Raw genomic sequence first — 24,468 nt, 5'->3', positions numbered from 1 at the left:
CGCGTCGCCCGGGGCCATGGCGCAATTGGTAGCGCACCTGCTTTGCAAGCAGGGGGTTGGGGGTTCGAGTCCCCCTGGCTCCACCACCGCAAGACCAGGACCGATCCGTCGGGCCTGGTCTTCGTCGTTCCCGGGACCGTCTCGCCTCGTCGGAGAGCCGTGGCGGTCCGGGCCGTTACGTCGTCTCGCGCTCTGAGCGCCCGGGGGTGAGGCTCCTCACCCGCCTTGTCGCACCCGTGCCGCCCGCATAGTCTCCGAGTCGTCGTCCCTGGTCGGGACGGTCGTCGCGAAGGGGGTCACGACGTGGGCAGCACCGGTGTGCAGGGCACCATGCTCCATTGTTTCCATCACGCGGGCGGGGACCGCCGTGCCTTCCGGCACTGGGCGCGCCTGGGCCCGCAGGTCCGGGTCGTCGCGTACGACGACGACGCGAGCGGTCCGGAGCCGATCGTGGCCACGGCGCGCCGATGGTGGCGCGGCGTGCCCGACCCGTCAGGCGTGTACTACGGCCACAGCATGGGCGCGCTCGTGGCGTACGAGGCGGCAGCCGCGGCGGAGTCGCTCGGCGGGGTCGGTCCGCGCGCGGTCGTGCTGGGCGCGCCACCCGGCCGCCACGCGCGGCGGTGCCTGGACCGCGTGGGTGGGCGACCGACCGACCGGCTGACGCGCGACCTCGCACGGGTCCGCCGGTACGTGCCGTCGCGCGCCGCGCTGCGCGTGCCGGTCCACGTGGTGCGCGGCACGCTCGACGACGTGGTCGGCGAGGCCGACGCGCTCGAGTGGACGGCGCGCGGCGGCCCCGGTTCGCGCCATCACCGGCTGCCCGGCGCGGGTCACCTCTTCCACCACGTGCCCGACGACGTGCTCACGGACCTCGTCCGCGCTGTCGCCGCGACGCCGACCGGACCCGACGCCCTCGTCGGACCGGACGCGTCCGACGGACCGGACGCGCTCGCCGGTCTCGACGCGCTCGTCACGGACCGCGGGTCGGCCGGAGCGGTCGCGTGACCGCCGTCGCGACGGACCGCGCGCGGGCGGAGTCGTTCCGCCGCACCGAGCTCGCGAGCTTCCTGCGGCGCCGGCGCGAGGCGACGCGGCCCGAGGACGTCGGCCTTCCCGCGGGCGGCCGCCGTCGTACGCCCGGGCTGCGGCGCGAGGAGGTCGCGGTCCTCGCCCACGTCGGCGTGTCCTGGTACACGTGGATCGAGCAGGGCCGGGAGCTCTCGGTGTCCCCGGCGGTGCTGGAGGCGATCGCCGGGGCGCTGCGCCTCACGCCGCCCGAGCGCCGCTACCTCTTCGAGCTCGCCGGGCTCGGGGGCCCGGTCGACGACCACGGCGACGACGACGCCACGGGCTCGGCCTCGCGCCTCCAGGCGCTCGTCGACGCGGTCGAACGACGCCCGGCGTACGGCGTCGACCGCTACTGGAACGTGCTCGCGACGAACGCGCTCGCGCGCTACGTGTTCGGGATCGAGCCGGGCAGCAACTGCCTCGTCGACTTCTTCGTGGACGCGTCGACGGCGGGGCGGTTCCCGCTGCGCGACGTCGTCGGCCCGATGCTCGTCGCCCAGCTCCGCGAGCAGGCGGCGCGGTACGCGGGGGACGACGGGTTCACCACGATCGTGCGCGACCTGTCGGCGGTCTCGGAGGACTTCCGCTCGCTGTGGGACGCGCACGTCGTCGGCGTCGTGCCGCACGTCGACCTCGTGTACGACCACCCGAGCCTCGGGCGGCTGAGCTTCGAGCCGTCGGTCCTCACGCCGTTCCAGGGCGGCGACCAGCGCGTGTTCGTCTACATCCCCAAGGCGGCGACGTCGACGGCGGACGCCCTGGCGCGGGTCGTGTGAGCGCCGACGTGCACCGGTGGGCGAGGCCGGGCCGGCGGCGCACGCTCACCGCGGGGGGCGTGCGCGCCACGTACCTCCCGGACGGTCACGTCGGGCTCCACCCGCGGCGGTGGTTCTCGCTCGACGACCGGCCCGACGCCCCGGACCTCGCGTGCACGCGGCCGGACCTGCTCGACGCGGACGGCCTCCTCGTCGCCTCGATCGGCGCGCTCCTCCTGGAGGGCCCGGACTGGCGCGTCCTCGTCGACGCCGGGCTCGGCCCGGTCCACGTGCCCGCGGACGCGACGCACGCGTCGATCGGCGCGATGGTCGGCGGGGGGCTCGTCGAGCACGCCGACGTCGTGGGCACCGTCGACGCGGTCGTGCTCACCCACGCGCACGACGACCACGCGGGGTGGGCGCTGCGCGGGTGGCCCGGGTTCGCCGGCCTGGACGACGTGCCGCACCTCGTGGGCGCGGGCGAGCGCGCACCGGCGGGCTGGCGCCGCGTCAGGGAGGGCGACGAGGTCGTGCCGGGCGTCCGCGTCCTCGCGACGCCGGGCCACACCGCGGGCCACGTGAGTCTCGAGGTGACGCACGCGCAGGGCCGGATCCTCGTCGTCGGCGACGTCCTGCACAGCGTCGTCCAGCTCGAGCACCCGGGGTGGGGGTCGTGCTTCGACGTGGACCCCGTCGCGTCCGAGCGGTCGCGGCGGCGCGTCCTCGACGCGCTCTCCGTCCCCGGCACGACGGCCGTGGCGACCCACCTCGCGGACGTGCCGTTCGGCGTCGTGCGGGACGGGCGCTGGGAACCGGTCGGCGACGACTGACCCTGGTGGTCCGACCACCAGCATCCGCGCACCTACGTCCGCGCGAGTCTGGATGGGGCCCCCGCCCGCCGGGAGGGTGGCCGCATGGCCCTCCACTCCCCGACCGTCTCGCGCCGCGACACCGGCGTCCTCGTCGTCCTGCTCGCCGCCCAGTTCATGTTCGCGCTCGACTTCTCCATCGTCACGGTCGCGCTGCCCGTCATCGGCGCCGACCTCGACATGGGACCGAGCCAGCTCTCCTGGATCGTCACGCTCTTCGCGCTCTCCGCCGCGGGGCTCATGCTGCTCATGGGCCGCGTGGGCGACTACTACGGGCGCAAGAAGCTGTTCCTCCTGGGGATGGCGCTCCTCACCCTCGGGTCGCTCGTGGGCGGCCTCGCGCAGGATGCGTCGGTGATCTACGCGGCGCGCGTCGTCCAGGGCGTGGCGACGGCGATCACGACGCCGTCCGCGCTCGCGCTCCTCACGACCTCGTTCCCCGAGGGCCCGGCGCGCAACCGGGCGCTCGGGCTCAACGGCGCCCTGCTCTCGCTCGGGTTCGCGGCGGGGTCCGTGCTCGGTGGCGTGCTCACCGAGCTGCTCGGGTGGCGCTTCACGTTCTTCATCAACGTCCCGGTCGGCATCGCCGTCCTCCTCGTCGCGCCGTTCCTCATCCGCGAGTCGTCGGAGCCGTCGCGGCGCCGCCTGGACGTCCCCGGGGCGGTGACCATCACGCTCGCGCTGCTCGCGCTCGTCCTCGGCCTCACGACGGCGGAGGACGCGGGCTGGGCGTCCCCGACGACGATCGGCCTCCTCGCGGCGTCGGCCGCGCTGTTCGTCGTCTTCTGGGTCATCGAGTCGCGCTCGTCGCACCCGCTCGCCGCGGTGACGATCCTGCGCCGACCGTCCGTCGCGCTCGGCAACCTCGCGGGGCTCGCGACGTTCGCGATGGAGAGCGGCAAGGTGTTCCTGCTGACGATCTACCTCCAGCAGGTGCTCGGCGCGTCGGCGCTGCAGACGGGCGTCGCGTTCACCGTCCTCGGCGCGGGCGCGTTCACGGGAGGCGTCGTCGCCGCGCGCATCATCAACCGCGTCGGGGCCCGCGCGACGCTCGTGCTCGGGCTCGTGCTCCAGGGCGCGACGGCGCTGAGCTTCCTCGCGCTGGGCCACGGGTTCGCCTCGGGGTACGCGACGATCCTCGCCGCGACGGCCGTCGGCGGGTTCGGCCACGTGCTCGTCATCGTCTCCTACACCGTCGCGGTGACGTCCGGCCTGCCGGACGAGGAGCAGGGCCTCGCGACGGGACTGACCGCGATGACGCAGCAGGTCGCCTTCACGCTCGGGACGCCGGTCCTCGCGGCGGTGGCGATCGCGGCGGGGGTCTCCGTCACGGCGACGCCGGACCAGTACCTCGCCGGCGTCAAGACGGGGCTCGTCGTGGACGCGCTCGTGCTCCTCGTCGTGGCCGGGCTCGTGCTCGCGCTGTACCGGGTGCCGCGGCCCGCCGCGGCGAGCGCGTCCGCCGCACCGCAAGACGCCGCTGCGGCTCACGACTCGGAGGTGGGGGCGCGGTGACCGCACCGACCCCGGTCGTCGCGCGCTCGTCGGGCGCGTGGGCGCACGTCGACGACGTCCTCGGCCCGTCGCGGACCCGGTTCTTCGGCTCGGGCTACCGGCGCACGACGCCGCGCCTGCGGGACCTGCGCGTGACGCACCGGGGCGATCGCTCGACGCTCGAGGCGCTCGGCTCGCTCGACGTCGAGGGCACGTGGTCGCGCAAGGACGGGCGCGAGCAGCGTCAGCACCTCGCCACGACCGACGCCCTCGCCCTCGCGGCGCAGAGCGTGACGGCGCTGCTCGCGACACGGTTCGCCCCGGAGACGGCCGCCGCCGCCGCGGTGACGGAGGTCGAGGTCCGCGCGTCCGACACCCCGCTCGAGGACGCGCTCGACGCGTTCACGGTGACGGCGGGGATCGACGCCGGGGACGGCGCCGCCACGCACGCGTTCGACGCCGCCGTCGGGCCGCTCGCCGTGCGGGGCCGCGTCCGCCGCCCGCTCGCGGTCGAGAGCCTGGCCGACCTCTCGTCGGTCGGTGCGCTCGCGGCCCTGTGCGGCGAGGGCCAGACGTACGGGTCGGGCATCGTGGACCACGCGGTCGAGCTGCGCGACGGCCGACGGGACGGGGACGACCTCGTCGCGCGGTGCGACGTGCACGCGGACGAGGACGCCGTCCGCCTACGCGGCCTGGAGGCCGACCGCCAGCCGACCCTCACGCTGCTCGACGCGTTCGTCGCGGCGCTCCAGCTCGGCCAGGTGCTCCTGTACGACCTCGACGACCTCGACCGCGCGCGGTCGAGCACGCTGTGGATGCGCCGCACGACGGTCCGGGCGTCCACCGCGCCGCGCGGCACGGGCCCGTTCACCGCCCGTGCGCGGCTCGCGCGCGCCCGCGTCGTCGAGCGCGACGGCGTCCCGTGGCGCCTCGCGGACGTCGTCGCCGGGGTCGGGCCCTACGAGGTCGTGTGCGCGGTCGCGCACGCGCTCCCCGTCGCACCTGCCACGGGCGACCCCGTCCCCGCCCCCTGATCGACCCCTCCCCGACCGTCACGAAAGGACCGTCATGCGCCTCGCCGTCTCCGGCACCTACTCCACCGGCAAGACCCTCACGACCCTCGCGCTGTCGCACTACACCGGGATCCCGCGCAGCGCGGCGAAGACCATGCGTGAGCTGCTCCCCCTCTCCGTCCCGGGCAAGACTCTCGAGGAGTGCACGGGCGCGGAGATCCTCATGCTCATCACGCGCCGCAACACCGAGCGCGCGGTGAACGAGTCGCACCTCGGCGACACGTTCATCTCGGACGGCTCGTCGCTGCACGAGTGGATCTACGGCACGGTGCGCGTGCTCGTCGGCATCAACCCGACCGCGACCGCGACGCTCGACACCGTGGAGCGCACGCCGGAGCTCGCGTTCTTCGAGGAGGTCATCACGCAGCTCGGTGTCCCGGCCAAGCAGCACGCGAAGGCCGGGTACGACGCGTTCGTGCGCCTGCCCGTCGAGTTCCCGATGGTCGCCGACGGGCACCGCCCCGTGAACGAGCGGTTCCGCGTGCTCGCCGACACGATGATCCAGGACGAGGTCGACGCCCTCGGGATCCCCACGCTCACCGCGGGCGGGACCGTCGCGGAGCGGCTCCGGACCATCACCGCGCACTTCGACCTCCCGCGCGTGATCCCGCTCGACGAGGCGCTGCGCCGGGCCGAGGCCGACTACGCCGCGATCGACACGCGGTCCGAGCTCGAGCGCGAGCCCGTCGGTGTCTGAGCGCGCCGCGCTGGTCGCGGGCTGGGGCGCGTACGTCCCCGAGCGGGTCGTCACCAACGCGGACCTCGAGCGCGCGCTCGTCACGACCGACGAGTGGATCACGACCCGGACCGGCATCCGGGAGCGCCGCTGGGCCGACCCGGGGACGTCCACCGGGGACATGGCGGTGCACGCCGGCCGCGCCGCGCTGCGCACCGCGGGTCTCGACCGGGTGGACCGCGTGGTCCTCGCGACGACGACGCCGGACCACCCGTGCCCGGCGACGGCCCCGTGGGTCGCGCACCGCCTCGGCCTCGGGACCGTCCCGGCGCACGACGTGGGCGCCGTCTGCTCGGGCTTCGTGTACGCCCTCGCGAGCGCGCGCGACGCGATCCTCGCGGGGTCCGCGGAGTCGGTGCTCGTCGTCGGCGCGGACCGCTTCAGCGGCATCGTCGACCCGTCCGACCGCACGACGGCCGTGATCTTCGGAGACGGCGCGGGCGCGGTCGTGCTCGTCGCGGGGACGCCCGGCGCGCCCGGGACGGTCGACCGGGTGCTCCTGGGGTCGGACGGGTCGTGCGCCGACCACATCGTGGTGCGCGCCGGCGGGTCCCGGCTCCCCGTCGACGCCGCGACGCCGACGGCTGACCGCTACTTCACGATGCGCGGCGGCGAGGTGTTCACCGCGGCGGTCTCGCGGCTCGCCGAGGTCGCGGCGAGCGCGCTCGCGCACGCGGGGTGGTCCGCGGACGACTGCGACTGGCTCGTCGCGCACCAGGCGAACCGCCGCATCCTCACGGCGGTGGCCCGAGCGCTCGGCCTGCCCGACGCCAAGGTGGTCGACGACCTCGGGCGGTTCGGGAACACGTCGGCCGCGTCCGTGCCGCTCGCGCTCGCCCACCACGCCGACCGGTTCGACCGCGGGGACCGGATCGTCGTCGCCGCGTTCGGCGGGGGCACGACGTGGGGCGCCACGACCCTGACCTGGCCGGGCGACCCGGCCGCCCGCACGACGCACGCCCGCGCGACCCGCGACCGGCACGTGCCCGCACGCCACCACCACGGCTCGCCGACGGCGGGCCCCGCGAGAGGAGACCACCATGCCGACCTCGTCACCCCGGCTCCCGCCGGCCGACCTCGGCACGCCTGAGATCGTCCGCTCCATCACGGACGTCGTGCTCGAGATCCCGGCGGACCTCCCGCACGACGCGCGCTTCGACGACCACGACGTCGACTCGCTGGTGCTCGCCGAGGCGGCGGTCGTCGTGACGCGCCTCTACGGCGTCGAGGTCCACGAGTGGGAGCTCCGCGACGCCGGGACGCTGCAGGGCGTGGCGGACGTGGTGCGCGAGCGCGTCGCCGCGCACCGGGCCGGGCGGTGAGCCGCGGGTCGCGTGTCGCGGTCGTCGGTGCCTACGGCGCGGGGAAGACGACGCTCGTCCGGGCGCTGTCCGCGCGGCTCGGTCTCCCGGTCGCGGCGACGACCGCGATGCGCGACCCCGTGCCGGGAGTGCCCCGGGCGCTGGAGGACTGCTCCCCGGAGGAGGTCTTCCAGCTCGTGCTGCGGCGCTTCGACGAGCGCGTGCGGGGCGAGACCGCCCTCGGGGACGGGCTCCTCTCCGACGGCTCCGTGCTCCACGAGTGGGTCTACCTCGCGGGCGTCGCGGCGGCGCGCCGGGAGGGTGCCGACCTCGGGCCGCTCGCGCGCCGCGCGACGTGTGAGCTCGCGCGGGGCCTCGGCAGACGGTACGACCTCGTGGTGCACGTGGCGCCCGAGGTGCCGCTGCCGCCGGACGCGCCGATCGACGCCACGTTCCAGGCGGCGCTCGACCGCCGCACGCGCGCTGCTCTCCGGCTCTCCGGCGTCCGGGCGGTCACGGTCACGGGCGACGTCGAGGAGCGTGTCGCGGGCGTCGTGGGACGGCTCACGTGACGGCCGTCGCGGTCTACACGGACGTCGACGGCACGCTGCGCCGCGGGAGCACGATCTTCGACCTCCTGCGGTACGACGCGGACCGGTCCGGGCGCGTCGCGGAGGGCGAGCGGTTCCTGCGGTCGCTGCGCGAGGCCGCGGCCGCCGGGACGCCGCGCGAGGTGACGAACCGGCGGTACTTCGCGTGGTGGCGCGGTCGTGCCGTCGACGACGTCGTCCGGGTCGCGCGGGACTGGGCGGCCGCCGGGGGGCCGTGGGCCGAGCAGCCGGTGCCGCCGGTGCTCGCCGCGGTCGAGCGGTACCGGCGTGCGGGCGCGCGCGTGGTCGCGGTGTCCGCCGCGTTCGAGCCCGCGCTCGTCGGCGTCCGGGAGCGGTGGGTCGAGGCGGACGTCCTGGCGACCCGGGCCGTCGTGCGGGACGGCCGCTACACGGGCGACGTCGTCGAGCCGCTCGTCGGCGAGGCGAAGGCCCGGGCGGTGCGCGCCCACGCGGCGACGCACGGGATACCCCTGGAGCGCTGCGCCGGGTTCGGCGACCACGCGTCCGACCTGCCGTTCCTGCGCGCCGTCGGCACGGGGACACGGGTCGGCCCGGGTGACCGGCTCGTGCCCGTCACCCGGGCCGTGACCCGGACGCTCTGACGCGTCAGCGCGGACCGCTCACTCGCCGCCCGCGTCCTTCGACTTCTCGACGGCCTCCTGCGCGGCCTCCTCGGCGGCGTCCCGGGCCTTGCGGCCGGCGTCGCCGAGGTCGTCGGCCGCGTCCTTGGCCGCGTCCTTCGCCGCAGCGGCGTCCTTCGACGCCGCGGACGACCCGCCCCGCGCGGACCCGCGGGAGCGGCTCGACGCCTTCTTCGCCGCGTCCTTCGCCTCGGAGACCGCCTCGCTCACGCGGTCGCTGACGTCCTCGCGCACCTCGGCGGCGCGCTCGGCGAGCTTGTCCGTGGCCTCACGGCCCTTCGCGACGGCGGCGCCGGCGGCCTCTCCGAGGGTCTCGGCGGCGTCGCCGACGGCGTGCCGCGCCTCGCCGACGACGTCGTCGAAGTGCACCTGCTGCTGCTCCTGCTCCCAGGGCTCGGCCCACGGGTCCGTCGCGGGCTGCGCGCGGCGGTAGAGCACGTAGCCGACGCCGGCGGCGGTCATCCCTCCGGCGATCCACCACATCGTGCGGCCCTTGCCCTTCGAGGCGTCGGCCTCGGCGGCCTTCGCGGCGGCCTTGTCCGCGGCGGCCGCGAGGCGAGCCGCCGCCTTCTCCGCCGCCTTGTCGGCGTGCTTCGCGGCCTTCTTGCCGGCCTTGTCCGCCGACTTCTTCGCGTGCTTGGCCGCCTCGGTCGCGGCCTTCTCGGCCTGCTTCGCGAGCTTGCGCGCCTTCTTGCCGGTCGCCGCGGCGGCGGCGACGGACGCGGCCGCCGTCGCCTTCGCCGCGTCGTCGGCCGCGCGCGTGGCGGACTCCGCCGCGCTCGCCGCTGCCGCGTTGAAGCTCGCGACGATCTTCGGCAGAACCTCGTCGACGAGCTTGTCGTGCGCGGTGTCGATCGCCGGAGCGGCCTTGACGGCGGCCTTCTCGACGCGCGGCGCGGCCGCCTGGATGCTGTCCTGCCACGCCTTCTCGACGCGCGGCTGGAGCCACTCCAGGAAGGCCTCGACCTTGGGCGTGCCCCACTCCTTGGCCTGCACCGCCGCGTCCTTGGCCTGGTCCGCGAGCTGGGTCGCCGCGTGCTGGGCGGTCGCGGCGGCCTGCGCGGCCTGTTCCTTGAGCTTCTCGGTGTCGATCGACTCGAGCGTGTCCTTGACGGAGTCGCTCGCTGAGCGGGTACGGGTCATGCGTGCTCCCCGGGGTCGTCGTCCGACGGGACGATATGGCGGATGCGTGGGCGTTTCCGACCACTCTGCCACCACCCCGCCCGCCCCGCGAGACATCCCGTCGGACGGGTCGCGAGCGGGTCTCGTGGGAGGATAGTGCCCATGTTCGCAACCCTCCACACGACCGCAGGTGACATCCGGATCGAGCTCCTGCCGAACCACGCCCCGAAGACGGTGGCGAACTTCGTCGGGCTGGCGAAGGGCACCACGACGTGGTCCGACCCGCGCACGGGCGCTGAGCGCACCGAGCCGTTCTACGACGGCCTGATCTTCCACCGGGTCATCCAGGACTTCATGATCCAGGGCGGCTGCCCGCTGGGCACCGGCACCGGCGGCCCCGGCTACACGTTCGACGACGAGATCCACCCCGAGCTCCAGTTCGACCGCCCGTACCTCCTCGCCATGGCGAACGCGGGCCTGCGCCGCAACCCCGTCACGGGCGAGGCCGAGGGCACGAACGGGTCGCAGTTCTTCATCTCGACGGTCCCGACGCCGTGGCTCAACGGCAAGCACACGATCTTCGGCGAGGTCGCGGACGACGAGTCCCGTGCCGTCGTCGACGCGATCAACGCGACGCCGACGCGCCCGGGCGACCGCCCGCAGGAGGACATCGTCATCACGTCCGTGACGATCGAGGACTGACCATCTCGACGACGCCTCCCGGGCCTCCTGGTCCGCCCGCGTACGGGACGGCCGGGCCGCACGACGGCCCCGCCGTCCCGCCCGTGTGCCCGCGGCACCCGGACCGGGTGTCGTACGTGCGGTGCCAGCGCTGCGGCCGTCCCGCGTGCCCGGAGTGCCAGCGCCCGGCCGCGGTCGGCGTCCAGTGCGTCGACTGCGTGCGCGAGGCGGCCCGGCAGGCGCCTGCGCAGCGCACCGCGTTCGGCGGGAGGGCACGCGGCGGCCCGCCCGTCGTGACGTTCACGATCATCGGGCTGTGCGTCGCGAGCTGGATCCTCCAGCTCGTCACGGGCGGCACGTGGACGAGCATGCTCGCGTTCGCGCCGTGGATCGGGGAGCTCCAGCCCTACCGGTTCCTCACGGCCGCGTTCCTGCACTCGACGAGCCCCGTCCACATCCTGTTCAACATGTACGCCCTGTGGGTCACGGGCCCGTTCCTCGAACAGCAGCTCGGGCGCCTGCGGTTCGCGGCGCTGTACCTGCTGTCCGCGCTCGGCGGCTCGGTCGGGTACCTCGTCCTCGCGGGCGGCCCGACGTCGGACGCGTGGGTGACCCCGGTCGTGGGCGCCTCCGGTGCGGTGTTCGGGCTCTTCGGCGCGATCCTGCTCGTCCTGCGTCGCACGGGCCGCAACGCGATGCAGATCGTCGTGCTCATCGGCATCAACTTCGCGATCGGCCTCTTCTTCGCGAACATCGCCTGGCAGGCGCACCTCGGCGGGCTCGTCGTGGGCCTCGCGCTGGGCGCCGCGTACGCCTACGCGCCCCGGGAGCGCCGCACGGCGGTGTCCGTGGGCGCGACGGTGCTCGTGGCCGTCGCGCTCGTCGCGGCCGCGTGGCTCACGTACGCCCAGGCGGACCAGTTCGGCCACCTCGTCGGATGACCCCGAGGAGTTATCCCCAGGGTTACTCACAGGTGTGGAACTACACCTGTGTGCTTCCCTCCGCCCGGGTCACTTCCAGCGCGTCGTGAGGGCGAAGCCCGCGATGATGAAGGCGAAGCCGACGGCGAGGTTCCACGCGCCGAGCGGCGGGACCGGGAGCTGCTTGGGGCCGCTGAGGTAGAAGAGCACGATCCAGGCGAGGCCGAGGAGCATGAGCCCGAGCATCGTGGGCACGAGCCAGCGCGGGTTGCCCGCCTCGGGCTTGGGCACGCTCGGCTGACGCTGCGGCTTGGGCTTCTTGCGCGACTTCGACTCGGGCACGAGGGAAGGCTCCTGTCCTGGTGGGGTCCGCTGCCGACGGCGCCGGGGCGCGCCGCGGGTGCGGACGCCTGCCGTCGTCGTGCAGGAACCGTGCATGGCTCGGGCGAAGGTCGTCGACGCGCCGCAAGGGCTCCGCGAGAGCACGGGTCCGTCACGATCGTGGACGACGTTCGTCGACTAGCGTAGTGGGCGCACACAATAGGCGCGGACACCGCGCGCGGGCAACGCCCGCCGCGCACCGCGGAAGACGGCACCGGCACGGTCGACGGACCTCGCCGCCAGGAAGGAGACGGTCGCGTGGACGACGCCACCCCCGCCTCCGTGACGTCCGGCGACCAGCCCGTCGCCGCCCCGGCGCAGCCCCCCGCGCCGCGCTCGCGCCGCCTCCGCTCCGCGGTGACGGTCGCGCTCGTCCTCGCGCTGTCCGGCCTCATGTTCACCGCGAACGCGCGCCTCGCGCGCGGCGACGACTCGCGCCACCCCGAGAACCTCGTCCAGCTCGTCGACCGCGAGTCGGACCGCGTCGCGGACCTCGCCGAGCAGGTCGACGCGCTCACCGCGGAGGTCGCGCGGCTGTCGAGCACGGGCGACGCGCCTGCGGGCGTGGACCCCGACCTCGCGGCGCGGACCGCGGTCGCGGCCGGCACGACGCCGGTCACCGGGCGCGGGGTGTCCGTGACGCTCGACGACGCTCCCCCCGAGGGGAACTACCCGCCGCAGATCCGCCCCGACGACCTCGTGGTGCACCAGCAGGACATCCAGTCCGTCGTCAACGCCCTGTGGGCGGGTGGCGCCGAGGCGATGACCCTGCAGGGCCAGCGCGTGACCGCGACGTCCGCGTTCCGCTGCGCGGGCAACATCCTCCTGCTGCACGGGCGTGTGTACTCCCCGCCCTACGTCGTCGAGGCCGTGGGTGACCCCGAGGCGCTGCGCGACGCGCTCGACCGCTCCCCCGGCGTCCAGGTGTACAAGGAGTACGTCGACGCGGTGAACCTCGGCTGGTCCGTCGAGGACGAGCCCGAGATCGAGATGCCCGGCTACCAGGGCGCGCTCGAGCTGCGCTACGCGCGCCCGGCCGGGGCGGTGGCGTCGTGACGGCCACGGCACCCGCCCCGGTGCGCCACGCCGGGCGTCGCGGCTCCGGGCGCGGCGCGGTCTCGGCGGTCGTCGGAGTCCTCGGCGAGCTGCTCATCACGCTCGGCGTGTTGCTCGGCCTCTACGTCGTGTGGCAGCTCTGGTGGACCGACGTCCAGGCGGACCGCGTCCAGGCCGAGGTGCTCGAGGAGATCGCCGCGCCCGTGCCCGACGCCGAGGACGTCGGCACGACCGTCCGCCGCGACGAGCCGCCCGTCATGGCGGCGCCCGGGCCCGGCGAGGTGTGGGGCACGCTCTACGTCCCGCGCTGGGACGGCAAGATGATGCCGATCGCCGAGGGCACGGACAAGCGCGCGATCCTCGACCAGGCGATGGCCGGGCACTACCCGGAGACCGTCATGCCGGGCGCGGTCGGCAACTTCTCGCTCGCCGGCCACCGGCAGACGTACGGCAAGATCTTCCACGACGTCGAGGAGCTGCAGGTCGGCGACCCCATCGTCGTCGAGGCCGGCGGGACCTGGTACGTCTACCGCGTGGACCACATGCAGGCGGTCCGGCCCGACCAGGTCGAGGCGATCGCCCCGGTGCCCTGGCAGCCGGGCGTCGAGCCCACCGAGCGGTACCTCACCCTGACGACGTGCCACCCGATCGGGCTCAACTCGCTCGTGGCGCGGTTCATCGTCAACGCGAAGTTCGACTACTGGATGCCGGTCGAGGACGGCACGCCGCCGGACCTCGTCGGGCAGACCGCACCGCCGGCCGAAGGGAGCGCGTGATGTACGGGGCGCTGTGGCGTGCGCTGCCCGGCCCCGCGTGGGTCCGGGCCCTCCTCCTGCTCGTCCTCGCGGCCGCCGTCGTGCTCGCGTGCTTCGAGTGGCTGTTCCCGCTCGTCTCCGAGTACATGCCGTTCAACGACCCCAACATCCAGACCGACGCCGCCGGCGCGGTGCCCGGGGAGGCCCCACGATGACCCACCAGACCCGCATCCTCGTCGTGGACAACTACGACTCGTTCGTCTACACGATCGTCGGGTACCTCGACCAGCTCGGCGCGCAGACCGTCGTCGTGCGCAACGACGCCGTGCCCGAGCCCGACGCCGAGGGCCGCTACCACGACGCCGACGGCACCGCCTTCGACGGCGTCCTCGTCTCCCCCGGCCCCGGCACGCCCAAGGAGGCGGGTCAGAGCGAGCAGGTCATCCGGGCGTGCGCCGCGTCGCGCACGCCGATGCTCGGCGTGTGCCTCGGCCACCAGGCGCTCGCCGAGGTGTACGGCGCGACGGTCACGCACGCGCCCGAGCTCATGCACGGCAAGACGAGCCTCGTCGAGCACGAGGGCGTGGGCGTGCTCGCGGGCCTCCCCGTCCCGTTCACCGCGACGCGCTACCACTCGCTCGCGGTCGTCCACGACACGGTGCCCGCGGAGCTCGAGGTCACGGCAGCCACCGCGGGCGGCGTGATCATGGGGCTGCAGCACCGCGACCTGCCCCTGCACGGCGTCCAGTTCCACCCCGAGTCCGTGCTCACCGAGGGAGGGCACCGGCTGCTCGCGAACTGGCTCGAGGCGTGCGGTCTCGACGGCGCCGTCGAGCGCTCGGCGGGCATGGCGCCCCTCGTGCGCCAGTAGCCGCCCACAGCCCCGACCTGCGCACGACGACGGGCCCTCACCTCCTCCGAGGTGAGGGCCCGTCGTCATGCGCCTGTGCTCCGGGCGGCAACCCGCCGGGGGTGGGCCGGCGAGGTGCGGTCAGCCGTCGCCGTCGTCGTCGCCCCCGCCGCCGCCGCCACCTGGGCCGCCACCGCCACCGGGGCCCTCGCCGCCCGACGGGCCGGGGCCCGTCGAGACGATGAGCGACACCTCGGTGCCGACCTCGACCTCGGCACCGCCGCGTGGGTCGGAGCCGATGACGGTCCCGGCGGGCCACTGGTCCGACTCCTGGTTCTGCTGGCGACCGGGGTTGAGCCCGGCACCGCCGAGCGCCTCCTGCGCCTGCTCCAGGGTCATGCCGACGAGGTTCGACGGGACGGTGGTCGTCTCGGCCGAGCGCGGGATCGCGACGTCGATGGTGACCTCCGAGCCCTGCGGCACGCTCCCGGCGTTGGGCCGCTGCGCGACGACCTGGCCCTCGGGCTCGTCCGACTCGACCTCGTTGACGACCGGCTTGAGGCCGAGGTCGGTGATCGCCTGCTCGGCCGCCGCGCGCTGACCGCCCACGAGGTCGGGGAGCGCGACGAGGCCGGACGACGTGTAGAGCGTGACGGTCGACCCGGCGGCGACGGACTGGCCGGCCGCGGGGTCGGTGCGCGTGACCGCGTCCTTCGGGACGTCCTTCGAGTCCTCGGAGCCGCCGGACGTGACGGTGAGGCCCTGGCCCTCGAGGATCTGCCGCGCCTCGTCCTGGGTCTTGCCCTTGACGTCCTGGATCACGACGGCGTCGGGCCCGGCCGAGAAGAAGGCCGTGACGGTCGAGCCGAGCTCCGCCTCGGTGCCGCCCGCGGGGTCCGTCCTGGTGAACGTCCCCTCGGGCTCCGTCGACTCCTGGTCGAGGGCCTGGGCGTACTCGAACCCGGCGTCGGTGATCGCCTTCTCCGCCTCCTCGGGCGTGATGGGCGCGGAGAGCGTGGGGACCGTGCCGGTGGTGGGCTCGTCCTCACCCTGGTTGGAGATGACGATCATCGTGATGATCGCGGCGAGGGCGAGCACGCCGACCGCGATGAGGGTCCACATGAGGCCCTTGCGGCTCTTCGGCTCCTCGTCGTCCTCCCCGGGCGGCTCCTCGCCGGGCGGGACGGCGGGCGCCGTGCTCGTCGCCCAGGGGTTCGGGGCGCCCGCGCCGGCGGGGGCCATGACCTGCGTCGCGGACTCCACCATCGTCGGCTGGAGGTCGGCCGCGGCGGCACCCGCGCCGAGCCCGGCGGCCGCGGCCGCGACGCCGAGCGCCGGGGCCGTGATCGCCCCGCCGCGCACGGCGTTCTCGAGGTCGGCGCGGAACTCGGCCGCGCTGGAGTAGCGCGCGGTGCGGTCCTTGGCGAGGGCCTTGAGCGTGATGCGGTCGAGGACCTCGGGCACGTCGGGGGCGACGGCGCTCGGCGTCGCCGGGGCCTCGCGCACGTGCTGGTAGGCGACGGCGACGGGCGAGTCGCCGATGAACGGCGGGCGGCCCGTGAGCAGCTCGTAGAGGAGGCAGCCCGTGGAGTAGAGGTCGGAGCGCGCGTCGACCGTCTCGCCGCGCGCCTGCTCCGGGGAGAGGTACTGCGCGGTGCCGATGACGGCCTGCGTCTGCGTCATCGTGGCCGCCGAGTCGGCGACCGCGCGCGCGATGCCGAAGTCCATGACCTTGACCGCGCCCGTGGGCGTGATCATGACGTTCGCGGGCTTGATGTCGCGGTGGACGATCCCCGCGTGGTGCGAGTACTCGAGGGCCGCGAGCACGCCCGCGGTGATCTCGACCGCCTCGTCGATCGGGACGGCCTGGCCGTCGCGCAGGATGTCGCGGACGGTGTGGCCCTCGACGTACTCCATGACGATGAACGGCACGTGCACGGAGTTGCCCGTGGCGTCCGTGTGCACGTCCTCGCCCGTGTCGTACACCGCGACGATCGCCGGGTGGTTCAGCGAGGCCGCGGCCTGCGCCTCGCGCCGGAAGCGGGCGAGGAAGGACGGGTCGCGCGCGAGGTCGGAGCGCAGGATCTTGATCGCGACGGTACGACCGAGGCGGTTGTCGTGCCCGATGTGCACCTCGGCCATGCCGCCACGGCCGATGAGCTCACCGACCTGGTAGCGCCCGGCAAGCACTCGGGGAGCGTTGTCCACCACTCATTCGTCCTTCGGTGTCGTCGGGGCCGCGGGCGCGTCCGCACGCGGCACATCTGGCGCAATCATCCCACTCGGGGGCCTGCGGGAGAGCGGGGAACACAACGATGTCGTCACGATGTCACCCGCTCGTGCGGGGTTCCGGGGACGCCGTCGACGACCACGACGGCGGCCGCGGGTCCGGGCGACGAGGCCGCGGCGTCGTCGCGCGCGCCGCGGTCTCCGAGGGACGCGAGCGTCGCGACGACCAGCACGAGGAGGAGGCCGAGCAGCGCCACGAGGGGCCACGTCAGCCCGTTCGGCAGGCCGCCGAGGCGCCGTCCCGTGGTCGTGGAGGTGCGACGTCCGGACGACGAGGCGCGCGACGGCGTCGCCTGGGACCGGCGCCGGGCCTCGGCGCGCGTCGCCGGCGCGGCGGACGACGCCGTCGCGCTGCGCTCGGAGACCGCGGCTCCCGACGGTCGTCCCGCCGCCGCGACGGCGCGCGCCCCGCCGCGTGCAGGCTGCGGGCGGCGCGAGGAGCGGGTGCCGCCGTGCATCTCGCGCCGCGGCGGGTACGACCGGGGTGCGCTCTCGCCGGCCGCCGTGGCGCCCGCGGGCACGGGTCGCTCCCACGGCAGCGCGGGCCCGGTGGCCGCCACCTCGTCCGGTGCCGCCGGTGCCGGGTCGTCGGGCGTCGGGGGCACGCCGTGCCGGCCGACGACCGGACCGGCGGACGTCTCCGGCGCGGGCGCGTCGGCGGGTACCTCGGTGGGCTGGGCGGCGTGCGCGGCCGGGCGGGGCTCGGGCGCGACCCACGGCGTCGCCGGGTCGGTGGCGTGCGGGTCCCGCACCGCCGCAGGGATGACGAGCGGGGTGATGACGGGCGCGGGGTCCGGCTCGGGCGCGGGGGCCTCCTCCGCCGTGCGCGCGCGGCGGGCCCGGCGCGTCGTGGGCGCGGGGGTCGTGGAGCGTGCGGACCACGGGTCGCTCGCGAGGCGCGCGCCGATCTCCTCGAAGACGCGCGCGAGGGCGTCGGCGGGGTGCGGCCGCGCGAGCGGGTCCTTGGCGAGCATGACCATGACGAGCTCGGCGAGCTCGGGGTCGACCGACGACGGCAGCGGCGGCACGGGCTCGTTGACGTGCGCGACGGCGATGTCGACGGGCGTGGACCCCGTGAAGGGACGGTTGCCCGCGATCGACTCGTACGCGACGATGCCGAGCGCGTAGATGTCCGACGCACCCGTCGCGGCCTGCCCGACGGCCTGCTCGGGCGACAGGTACTGGGCCGTGCCCATGACCATGCCCGTGGCGGTCATCGGCACCTGGTTCGCGGCGAGCGACACCCCGAAGTCGGTGATCTTCACCGTCCCGGCGCGGTCGATGAGGATGTTGCCCGGCTTCACGTCGCGGTGCACGACGCCGGACAGGTGCGCGGCGTGCAGGCCGCGCGCCGTCTGGGCGAGGATCGGCAGGAGCCGCGCAGCCGGGAGCACCGGCTCGCGCTCGAGGAGGTCCGCCATCGGCTCGCCCACGACGAGCTCCATGACGAGGTACCCGGAGCCGTTCGCCTCCCCGTAGTCGTACATCTGGGCGATGTTGGGGTGCGAGAGCGCGGCGCTGTTGCGCGCCTCGGTGCGCAGCCGGTTGAGGAAGTCCTCGTTCCCGGCGTACTCGCTGCGCAGCACCTTGACGGCGACCTCGCGGCCCAGGGCGTCGTCGGCCGCGACCCACACCTCGCCCATGCCGCCGACGGCGATGCGTCGCACGAGGCGGTAGCGGTTGCCGAGCGTCAGGCCCCGCACGGGCTTCATCCGTTCACCACCGCCTCCATGACGGCGCGTGCGATCGGCGCGGCGATCGCGCCGCCGGTCGCCTCGCTGCCGAGCGAGCCGCCGTTCTCGACGATGACCGCGACCGCGACCTGCGGGTCGTCCGCGGGCGCGAAGCTCGTGAACCACGCGTGCGGCGCGGCGTCCCCGCCGGTCTCCGCGGTGCCCGTCTTGCCGGCCACCTGCACGCCCGGGATCCGCGCGGCCTCGCCGGAGCCGTTCTGCACGACGCCGAGCATCATCTGCGTGAGCTGCTCCGCCGTGGCGGGCGACACCGAGGTGCGCAGGCGGCGCGGCTCGGACTGCCGCACCACGTCGAGATCCGGGTTGCGCACCGTCTCCACGGTGTACGGGGCCATCTGCACGCCGTCGTTCGCGATCGCGGCGGCGACCATCGCCATCTGGAGCGGCGTGACGCGCACGTCTCCCTGGCCGATCGCGGCGCGGGCCGTGGCGTCCGGCGTCGCCTCCTCGTCGTCCGGGAAGTGGCTCGCGGTGACGTCGAGCGGGATCGCGAGCGGCTCGTCGAACCCGAACGCCTCCGCCTGGTCGCGCAGCACGTCGTCGCCGAGCGTGACCCCGAGGTCGGCGAACGCGGTGTTGCAGGAGATGCGCAGCGCGTCGGCGAGCGTCATCTCGCCCGTCGGGGAGCAGCGCGACCCGCCGAAGTTCTTCATCGTGCGGTCGGACTGCGGGTACTGGTACTCGTCCGGCGCGGGGACGACGCTCTCGGCCGTGTACTGCCCGCTCTCGATCGCGGCGGCCGACGTGACGATCTTGAACGTGGAGCCCGGCGGGTACGTGTTGCCGCGGATGGCGCGGTTCGACATCGGGTTGCCGTCCGCGTTGAGCAGCTCCTGGTAGCGGTCGCGCGCCGCGGCCGTGTCGTGCGTCGCGAGCTCGTTCGGGTCGTAGCTCGGCTTGGACACGAGCGCGAGGACGCGACCGGTCTTCGGCTCGATCGCGACGACCGCGCCCCGCTGGTCGCCGAGCGCGTCCCACGCGGCCTGCTGCGCGGCCGGGTCGATCGTCAGCTCGACGGACGCGCCCTGCGGCTGCTTGCCCGTGAACAGCGCGCTGAGCCGGTCGAGCCACAGCGAGCTCGCCTGGCCGTTGAGGTAGTCGTTCTCCTTGTCCTCGATCTCCGTGCGACCGTTCGTGAGGGACAGGAAGCCCGAGACCGGGGCGTACAGCGGGCCGCTCGCGTACTGGCGCTGGAAGCCGAACGCGTCGTCCACGGGGGTCGACGACGCGATCACGTCGCCCGCGACGACGATCGGCCCGCGGAACTTGTTGTACTCGCGGTAGATCGTGCGGGCGTTGCGCGGGTCGTCGTTGAGCGAGTCCGCCTGGACGAACTGGATGTACGTCGTCGACACCATGAGCGCGAGGAACATGACGAGGACGACCGTCGCGACGCGACGCAGGGGGACGTTCACCGGGCTCCTCCCCAGGGGTCGTGCTCAGGGCGGGGCGGCGCGTCGGGACCCGGGCGGCGCACGACCTCGGTCCGCAGCTCGTCCGGGTGACCGGGGACCTCGCCGTCGCGCCCGACCGCCTGCTGCACGCCCGTCGTCGCGCGCGTGGGCCCGGTGGGCGGGCCGCCGACGGCGGGCGCGCCGATGGTGGTGGGGGCGTCGTCGGGCGCTGCGCCGACGGCGGGCGACCCGCCGCCGACGACCTCGACCGGGTCGGAGTCGGTGCGGGTCCGCGCGCCGCCGGGCGCGACCTGGCCGCGCACGGGCAGCGACGACGGCCGTCGTGCGTCGTCGGAGATGCGCAGGAGCAGACCGACGACGAGCCAGTTCGCGAGGAGCGACGAGCCGCCCTGCGCGACGAACGGCATGGTCAGGCCGGTGAGCGGGATGATCCGCGTGATGCCGCCGACGACGACGAAGAGCTGCCACGCCATGACGAACGCGAGGCCGCCCGCGAGCAGCTTGCCGAACCCGTCGCGCACGCCGATCGCGGTGCGCAGGCCGCGCTCGGCGAGCACGAGGTACAGCAGCAGGATGCCGATGAGTCCCGTGAGGCCGAGCTCCTCGCCGAGCGAGGCGTAGATGAAGTCGGAGAACGCGTACGGGACCGTGCGCGGGTAGCCCGCTCCCCAGCCCGTGCCGAACAGCCCGCCGTTCCCGAGCGAGAAGAGGCCGCCCACGATCTGCCCGGACCCGCCGGGGTTGCGCCCGTAGATCTCCGGGTCGAACGGGTGCAGCCACACGTCGACGCGCGCCTGGACGTGCCCGAACGTCGACGCGGCGAGGACTGCGCCGACCGCGATGAGCAGCAGACCGATGACGACCCAGCTCACGCGCTCGGTCGCGATGTAGAGCATCGCGACGAACAGCCCGAAGAACAGCAGCGACGTCCCGAGGTCGCGCTCGAACACGAGGATCGCGAGCGAGACGAGCCAGACGATGATGATCGGGCCGAGGTCGCGCAGGCGTGGGAGCTGGAGGCCGAGCACCTTGGGCCCGGCGAGGGCGAGCGTGTCGCGATTGGTGACGAGGTAGCCCGCGAAGAAGATCGCGAACGCAATCTTCGCGAACTCCGCCGGCTGGAGCGAGAAGCCGAACAGGTTGATCCAGATCTGCGCGCCGTTGATGCGCGCGCCCAGACCGGGCACGAGCGGGAGCGCGACGAGCACGATGCCCGCGATCATCGCCGTGTACGTGTAGCGGCGCAGCGTGCGGTGGTCGCGCAGGAACCAGACCAGCGCAAACGCGCAGAGGATGCCCAGCGCCGTCCACTGGAGCTGGCGCGGGGCCAGGTCCTGCGTGCCGCCCGTCACCTGCGACCCGAGGTCGAGGCGGAAGATCATCGCGAGCCCGATGCCGTTGAGCGCGACGGCGACCGGCAGGATCACCGGGTCGGCGTACGGCGCGCGCAGGCGCAGCAGCACGTGCGCGACGGCCGCGAGCACGACCGTGCCGATGCTGTACACGTAGAAGCGGCCCGGGAGCTCTCCCGTGAGCTGCAGGCCGACGAGCGCGTACGCGCCGATGCCGAGCGCGAGCGCGAGGACGAGCAGACCGAGCTCCGCGCCCCGGCCGGGACGCACCTCGGTGGTCTCCACCGTGGCCATCAGGCCCCCGAGCCGGCGCCGTCGGTGGGCGGCGCCGGGGTCACGTCGGGAGCCCCGGCCTCCGGGGTCCCCGCCGTCCCCTCGGTGGGCGCCTCGGTCTCGTCCGTCACCGGCGCGTCCGTGGTCGTCTCGTCCGCCGCGTCGGCGACGAGGCGCTCGGCGCGGGCGCGCGCGTCGTCGAGCGACTGCGCGGGGATCGTCGTCTCGAGGCGGTCGACGACGTAGCCCGGCAGGTCCGCGACGCGCGTCCCCGTGAGCTCGATCGGCGTGGACAGCGTGACCGGGCCGGCCTTCTCCGGGATGCCGCGGAACACGGCGACCTGGCCGTCGGCCACACCAACGTAGTACTGCGTCTGCGTCCAGCGGTAGCCGGCCCACGCCGCCACGCCGAGCCCCGCGACGACGAGCAGGACCGCGACGACCGTGACCCAGCGGCGCGGCCTGCGCCCGGGGCGCACGTCCTCGTCGTCGCCGGACCCCTCGCCCGGCTCGCCCTCCGCGTCGGCGGCGACGTCGGCGGCGTCCCCCTCGGTCCCCGACGCCGCGTTGGCGCTGGCCACGAGCGCCGCAGCGCGCGCGGCGGGCCCGTCCGCGGCCGAGGTCGGCGCGTCGCGGTCGATCGCAGCCGAGCCCACGACCTGGGCGCCCGTGGCGGGCGCGGCGCCGTCGGGCAGCGCGTCGACGTCGACGACGTCCGCCACGACGACCGTGACGTTGTCGGTGCTGCCCGCGCGCAGCGCGAGCTGGAGCAGGTGGTCGGCGCACTCGTCGACGTCCGGGGTCTCCAGGAGCGTCTGCGCGATCGTCTCGGGGCTGACGAACCCGGACAGGCCGTCCGAGCACAGGAGCCAGCGGTCCCCCGGCTTCGCCTCGCGCACCGACATGTCCGGCGTGAGGTCGATGTCGAAGTCGCCGAGCACGCGCATGACGACGTTGCGCTGCGGGTGCGTCTCCGCCTCGTCCGCCGAGATGCGACCCGTGTCGACGAGGTGCTGGACGAACGTGTGGTCCGTCGTGACCTGGGTGAGCTCGCCGTCGCGCAGCAGGTACGCGCGCGAGTCGCCGAGGTGCGCCATCGCGAGCTTGTTGCCCGCGCGCAGGATCGCCGTGACCGTCGTGCCCATGCCGACGAGCTCGGGGTCGGACACGCTGCGGTCCACGAGGTCCTGGCGCGCGTGGTCGATCGAGCGCTCGAGCTCGGCCAGCGCGTCGTCCGGGCCGTGCGACTCGCCGTCGAGCGGCGCGAGCGCGGCGATCGCGATCGACGAGGCGACGTCACCGCCCGCGTGGCCGCCCATGCCGTCGGCGACGACGAGCAGGTGCGGGCCCGCGTAGCCGGAGTCCTGGTTGTTGGAGCGCACGAGGCCCACGTCGGAGCGCGCGGCGTAGCGCAGGGCGATGTTCACTGCGGGCTACCTCTGCAGCTCGACGACGGACTGACCGATCCGCACCCGCGTCCCGATGCTCAGCGGCGTCACCTGGCCGATGCGCTGGTCCTCGACGTAGGTGCCGTTCGTGGAGCCGAGGTCCTCGACGAACCACGTCCCGTGCTGCGGGAAGATGCGCGCGTGCCGCGACGACGAGTAGTCGTCGTCGAGGACGAGGGTGCAGCTCGGCGCGCGGCCGATGAGGATCGACGACGTCGTGAGCGGGATCGTCGTGCCCGTGAGCGGGCCCGCCGTCACGACGAGCCGCGACGGCCCCGCGGGGGCGGCCGGCCGGGCCGGCTCGGGCGCGGGAGCGGCGGCGCCGGCGGACGGGCGCGCAGCCGGCGTGCTCGCGCCCTTGCGACCCTTGCGGGGCGTGATCTTGGTGCCGTACAGGTCCCGACGCAGCACCCCGATCGCGGAGAGCACGAACACCCAGAGCAGCACCAGGTAGCCCAGCCGCAGCAGGGTGAACGTGAGGTCGGTCATGCGGGCCGGATCACCACTCCTCGTTGTCGGACGCGCCGGTCCAGAACATGATGCGGGTACGACCGATCGTCAGGGAGTTGCCGTCGAGCAGCGTCGCGGCGGGCACCTGGTGCCCCTCGACGAACAGGCCGTTGGTCGAGCCGAGGTCGGTCGCGATGACGCCCTCCGGGGTCACGCGGATCTCCAGGTGGCGGCGGGAGACGCCCGGGTCGTCGACGACGATGTCGGCCTCCGAGCCGCGGCCGATGACGGTGACCGGGCCGGTGAGCAGGTAGCGCTGGCCGTCGATGTCGACGAGCGGGTGGCGCGTGCTCGGGGACGCGGACGTCGCGGGCGCGACGTTGCCGCGCACGCTCGCCGAGCGCAGCTGGAAGCGGCCCACGTCGAGCGCGTCGTTCTGCTCGAAGCTCACGCTCACAGGACCGACGAACGCGTAGTGCTGCGACGCCGCGTACTGGGTGACGTTCGACGCCAGCTCGTCGGCGAGCGTCTCGGCGCCCCACCCCTCGACCTGGCCGAAGTCGTCCACCGACAGCTCGATGGTGAACTCGTTCGGCACGACCGTGCGCTCGCGGTCGACGACGGCGGCGCGGTCGTCGACCTCGCGCCGCAGCGCGCTCGCGAGCTCGACGGGCTTGACCTCGCTGCGTCCCACCTTGGCGAAGGCGTTGTTCACGACGCGCTCGACGCCCTTCTCGAAGCGGTCCAGGACTCCCATGCCACCTCCTCCCTCGTGCTCGCTCGTGCCGGCTCGTGCCGTGCTGGTCTCGTCCGCCTCGCCGGGCCGTGCTCCCCGGCGACCTCCTCGGACACGGGCGCGTCCGGGCAGACTACCTAGATCGTATCGACCACGTCTGCGCAGCAGGCCCGATTCGTCGCACGATCTCCGGACGGATGTGGCGCGTTCCGCGCGGAGCGTGTGAACGTCGGGCGTCCGGCGCCGTGGTGCCGGGCTCCTGCGATTCCAGGGGGCGCCGGGCGCCGTGCTAGTCTTCTGCGGCACGCGCGAGTGGCGGAATAGGCAGACGCGCACGGTTCAGGTCCGTGTGCCCGAAAGGGCGTGGGGGTTCAACTCCCCCCTCGCGCACGTGAAGAGAGCCCCGGTCAGGTGATCCTGACCGGGGCTCTCGCG

General features: G+C 74.7%; 25 protein-coding genes and 2 tRNA genes. 18 read left to right on the top strand and 9 right to left on the bottom strand.

The features are described 5' to 3' along the window. The first annotated feature begins 10 nt into the window (after positions 1–10). The 11 genes from GJV82_RS05090 (at position 11) to GJV82_RS05045 (ending at position 8,512) form a co-directional block, all read left to right on the top strand. Positions 11–86: transfer RNA gene (locus GJV82_RS05090), tRNA-Ala, on the top strand. Positions 87–303: 217 nt separating this feature from the next. After that, a complete protein-coding gene (locus tag GJV82_RS05085; protein WP_155098461.1) occupies positions 304–1,008 on the top strand; it encodes a thioesterase domain-containing protein in 705 nt (234 codons plus the stop codon). Beyond that, a complete protein-coding gene (locus GJV82_RS05080) occupies positions 1,005–1,847 on the top strand; it encodes a helix-turn-helix transcriptional regulator (RefSeq protein ID WP_024841587.1) in 843 nt (280 codons plus the stop codon). Before GJV82_RS05085 ends, GJV82_RS05080 begins: the two co-directional genes overlap by 4 nt. 59 nt (positions 1,848–1,906) lie before the next feature. Continuing rightward, positions 1,907–2,656, top strand: a complete 750-nt coding sequence (locus tag GJV82_RS19390; RefSeq protein WP_179151518.1) for an MBL fold metallo-hydrolase — start codon at positions 1,907–1,909, stop codon at positions 2,654–2,656. 84 nt (positions 2,657–2,740) lie between these two features. After that, a complete protein-coding gene (locus tag GJV82_RS05075) occupies positions 2,741–4,210 on the top strand; it encodes an MFS transporter (protein WP_155098460.1) in 1,470 nt (489 codons plus the stop codon). Then, on the top strand, positions 4,207–5,223 hold the full coding sequence (locus GJV82_RS05070) for an AvrD family protein (RefSeq protein WP_155098459.1): 1,017 nt from the start codon (positions 4,207–4,209) through the stop codon (positions 5,221–5,223). Before GJV82_RS05075 ends, GJV82_RS05070 begins: the two co-directional genes overlap by 4 nt. 34 nt (positions 5,224–5,257) lie before the next feature. After that, positions 5,258–5,959: an AAA family ATPase gene (locus tag GJV82_RS05065; protein ID WP_115941534.1), complete on the top strand. Its 702-nt coding sequence runs from the start codon at positions 5,258–5,260 to the stop codon at positions 5,957–5,959. Continuing rightward, positions 5,952–7,088 carry a beta-ketoacyl-ACP synthase III gene (locus GJV82_RS05060; protein WP_318657295.1) on the top strand — a complete coding sequence of 379 codons (1,137 nt, stop codon included), beginning with the start codon at positions 5,952–5,954 and terminating at the stop codon, positions 7,086–7,088. Before GJV82_RS05065 ends, GJV82_RS05060 begins: the two co-directional genes overlap by 8 nt. Beyond that, the gene (locus GJV82_RS05055; RefSeq protein WP_024841593.1) at positions 7,039–7,320 is read left to right on the top strand and encodes a phosphopantetheine-binding protein; all 282 of its coding nucleotides are present in this window, start codon (positions 7,039–7,041) and stop codon (positions 7,318–7,320) included. Before GJV82_RS05060 ends, GJV82_RS05055 begins: the two co-directional genes overlap by 50 nt. Next, positions 7,317–7,871, top strand: a complete 555-nt coding sequence (locus GJV82_RS05050; RefSeq protein WP_155098458.1) for an ATP/GTP-binding protein — start codon at positions 7,317–7,319, stop codon at positions 7,869–7,871. The genes GJV82_RS05055 and GJV82_RS05050 overlap by 4 nt, the downstream gene beginning before the upstream one ends. Then, complete coding sequence (locus GJV82_RS05045; protein ID WP_155098457.1) at positions 7,868–8,512, top strand: HAD family hydrolase; 645 nt, start codon at positions 7,868–7,870, stop codon at positions 8,510–8,512. The genes GJV82_RS05050 and GJV82_RS05045 overlap by 4 nt, the downstream gene beginning before the upstream one ends. 18 nt (positions 8,513–8,530) lie before the next feature. On the opposite strand, the gene GJV82_RS05040 is transcribed toward GJV82_RS05045, so the two are convergent. Then, positions 8,531–9,694, bottom strand: a complete 1,164-nt coding sequence (locus tag GJV82_RS05040) for a hypothetical protein (RefSeq protein WP_024841596.1) — start codon at positions 9,692–9,694, stop codon at positions 8,531–8,533. A gap of 141 nt (positions 9,695–9,835) precedes the next feature. Here GJV82_RS05040 and GJV82_RS05035 point away from each other — a divergent pair, with 141 nt between their 5' ends. Then, on the top strand, positions 9,836–10,375 hold the full coding sequence (locus tag GJV82_RS05035) for a peptidylprolyl isomerase (RefSeq protein ID WP_024841597.1): 540 nt from the start codon (positions 9,836–9,838) through the stop codon (positions 10,373–10,375). 107 nt (positions 10,376–10,482) lie between these two features. Continuing rightward, positions 10,483–11,295 carry a rhomboid family intramembrane serine protease gene (locus GJV82_RS05030; RefSeq protein WP_312028497.1) on the top strand — a complete coding sequence of 271 codons (813 nt, stop codon included), beginning with the start codon at positions 10,483–10,485 and terminating at the stop codon, positions 11,293–11,295. Between the two features lie 69 nt (positions 11,296–11,364). On the opposite strand, the gene GJV82_RS05025 is transcribed toward GJV82_RS05030, so the two are convergent. Beyond that, positions 11,365–11,616: a cell division protein CrgA gene (locus GJV82_RS05025; RefSeq protein WP_115941538.1), complete on the bottom strand. Its 252-nt coding sequence runs from the start codon at positions 11,614–11,616 to the stop codon at positions 11,365–11,367. Positions 11,617–11,913: 297 nt separating this feature from the next. Between GJV82_RS05025 and GJV82_RS05020 the strand changes: the two genes are divergently transcribed. From GJV82_RS05020 to GJV82_RS05005, 4 genes are read left to right on the top strand one after another with little or no spacing between them, the layout of a single operon-like run. Next, entirely contained in the window at positions 11,914–12,711 is a 798-nt protein-coding gene (locus tag GJV82_RS05020; RefSeq protein WP_318657294.1) for a DUF881 domain-containing protein, read from the top strand. Next, a complete protein-coding gene (locus GJV82_RS05015; RefSeq protein ID WP_162289157.1) occupies positions 12,708–13,487 on the top strand; it encodes a class E sortase in 780 nt (259 codons plus the stop codon). Before GJV82_RS05020 ends, GJV82_RS05015 begins: the two co-directional genes overlap by 4 nt. Beyond that, positions 13,487–13,681, top strand: coding sequence for a hypothetical protein (locus tag GJV82_RS05010; RefSeq protein ID WP_115941539.1), 195 nt, complete (start codon positions 13,487–13,489; stop codon positions 13,679–13,681). Before GJV82_RS05015 ends, GJV82_RS05010 begins: the two co-directional genes overlap by 1 nt. Beyond that, on the top strand, positions 13,678–14,337 hold the full coding sequence (locus GJV82_RS05005; protein ID WP_115941540.1) for an aminodeoxychorismate/anthranilate synthase component II: 660 nt from the start codon (positions 13,678–13,680) through the stop codon (positions 14,335–14,337). The genes GJV82_RS05010 and GJV82_RS05005 overlap by 4 nt, the downstream gene beginning before the upstream one ends. Positions 14,338–14,457: 120 nt before the next feature. Here GJV82_RS05005 and pknB read toward each other — a convergent pair whose 3' ends face one another. The 7 genes from pknB to GJV82_RS04970 form a co-directional block, all read right to left on the bottom strand. Next, positions 14,458–16,527, bottom strand: a complete 2,070-nt coding sequence (pknB, locus tag GJV82_RS05000) for a Stk1 family PASTA domain-containing Ser/Thr kinase (RefSeq protein WP_318657293.1) — start codon at positions 16,525–16,527, stop codon at positions 14,458–14,460. A 110-nt stretch (positions 16,528–16,637) separates the two neighbouring features. Then, positions 16,638–18,317, bottom strand: coding sequence for a serine/threonine-protein kinase (locus tag GJV82_RS04995; protein ID WP_155098454.1), 1,680 nt, complete (start codon positions 18,315–18,317; stop codon positions 16,638–16,640). Then, positions 18,314–19,774, bottom strand: a complete 1,461-nt coding sequence (locus GJV82_RS04990) for a peptidoglycan D,D-transpeptidase FtsI family protein (protein WP_318657292.1) — start codon at positions 19,772–19,774, stop codon at positions 18,314–18,316. Before GJV82_RS04990 ends, GJV82_RS04995 begins: the two co-directional genes overlap by 4 nt. Then, positions 19,771–21,420, bottom strand: coding sequence for an FtsW/RodA/SpoVE family cell cycle protein (locus tag GJV82_RS04985; RefSeq protein ID WP_155098453.1), 1,650 nt, complete (start codon positions 21,418–21,420; stop codon positions 19,771–19,773). The genes GJV82_RS04990 and GJV82_RS04985 overlap by 4 nt, the downstream gene beginning before the upstream one ends. Further along, positions 21,420–22,826 (bottom strand): Stp1/IreP family PP2C-type Ser/Thr phosphatase, encoded by a 1,407-nt coding sequence (locus GJV82_RS04980; protein ID WP_318657291.1) that lies wholly within the window; start codon positions 22,824–22,826, stop codon positions 21,420–21,422. The genes GJV82_RS04985 and GJV82_RS04980 overlap by 1 nt, the downstream gene beginning before the upstream one ends. A gap of 6 nt (positions 22,827–22,832) precedes the next feature. Beyond that, positions 22,833–23,336, bottom strand: a complete 504-nt coding sequence (locus tag GJV82_RS04975; RefSeq protein ID WP_115941545.1) for an FHA domain-containing protein FhaB/FipA — start codon at positions 23,334–23,336, stop codon at positions 22,833–22,835. 10 nt (positions 23,337–23,346) lie between these two features. After that, positions 23,347–24,054 (bottom strand): FhaA domain-containing protein, encoded by a 708-nt coding sequence (locus tag GJV82_RS04970; protein ID WP_024841610.1) that lies wholly within the window; start codon positions 24,052–24,054, stop codon positions 23,347–23,349. A gap of 285 nt (positions 24,055–24,339) precedes the next feature. Between GJV82_RS04970 and GJV82_RS04965 the strand changes: the two genes are divergently transcribed. Further along, a tRNA-Leu gene (locus GJV82_RS04965) sits at positions 24,340–24,423 on the top strand. Positions 24,424–24,468 lie beyond the last annotated feature (45 nt).

This window comes from Cellulosimicrobium composti (genome assembly GCF_009711085.1).
In the GTDB taxonomy this organism is placed as follows: domain Bacteria; phylum Actinomycetota; class Actinomycetes; order Actinomycetales; family Cellulomonadaceae; genus Cellulosimicrobium; species Cellulosimicrobium composti.
This window is presented reverse-complemented; position numbering and strand designations above follow the sequence as displayed.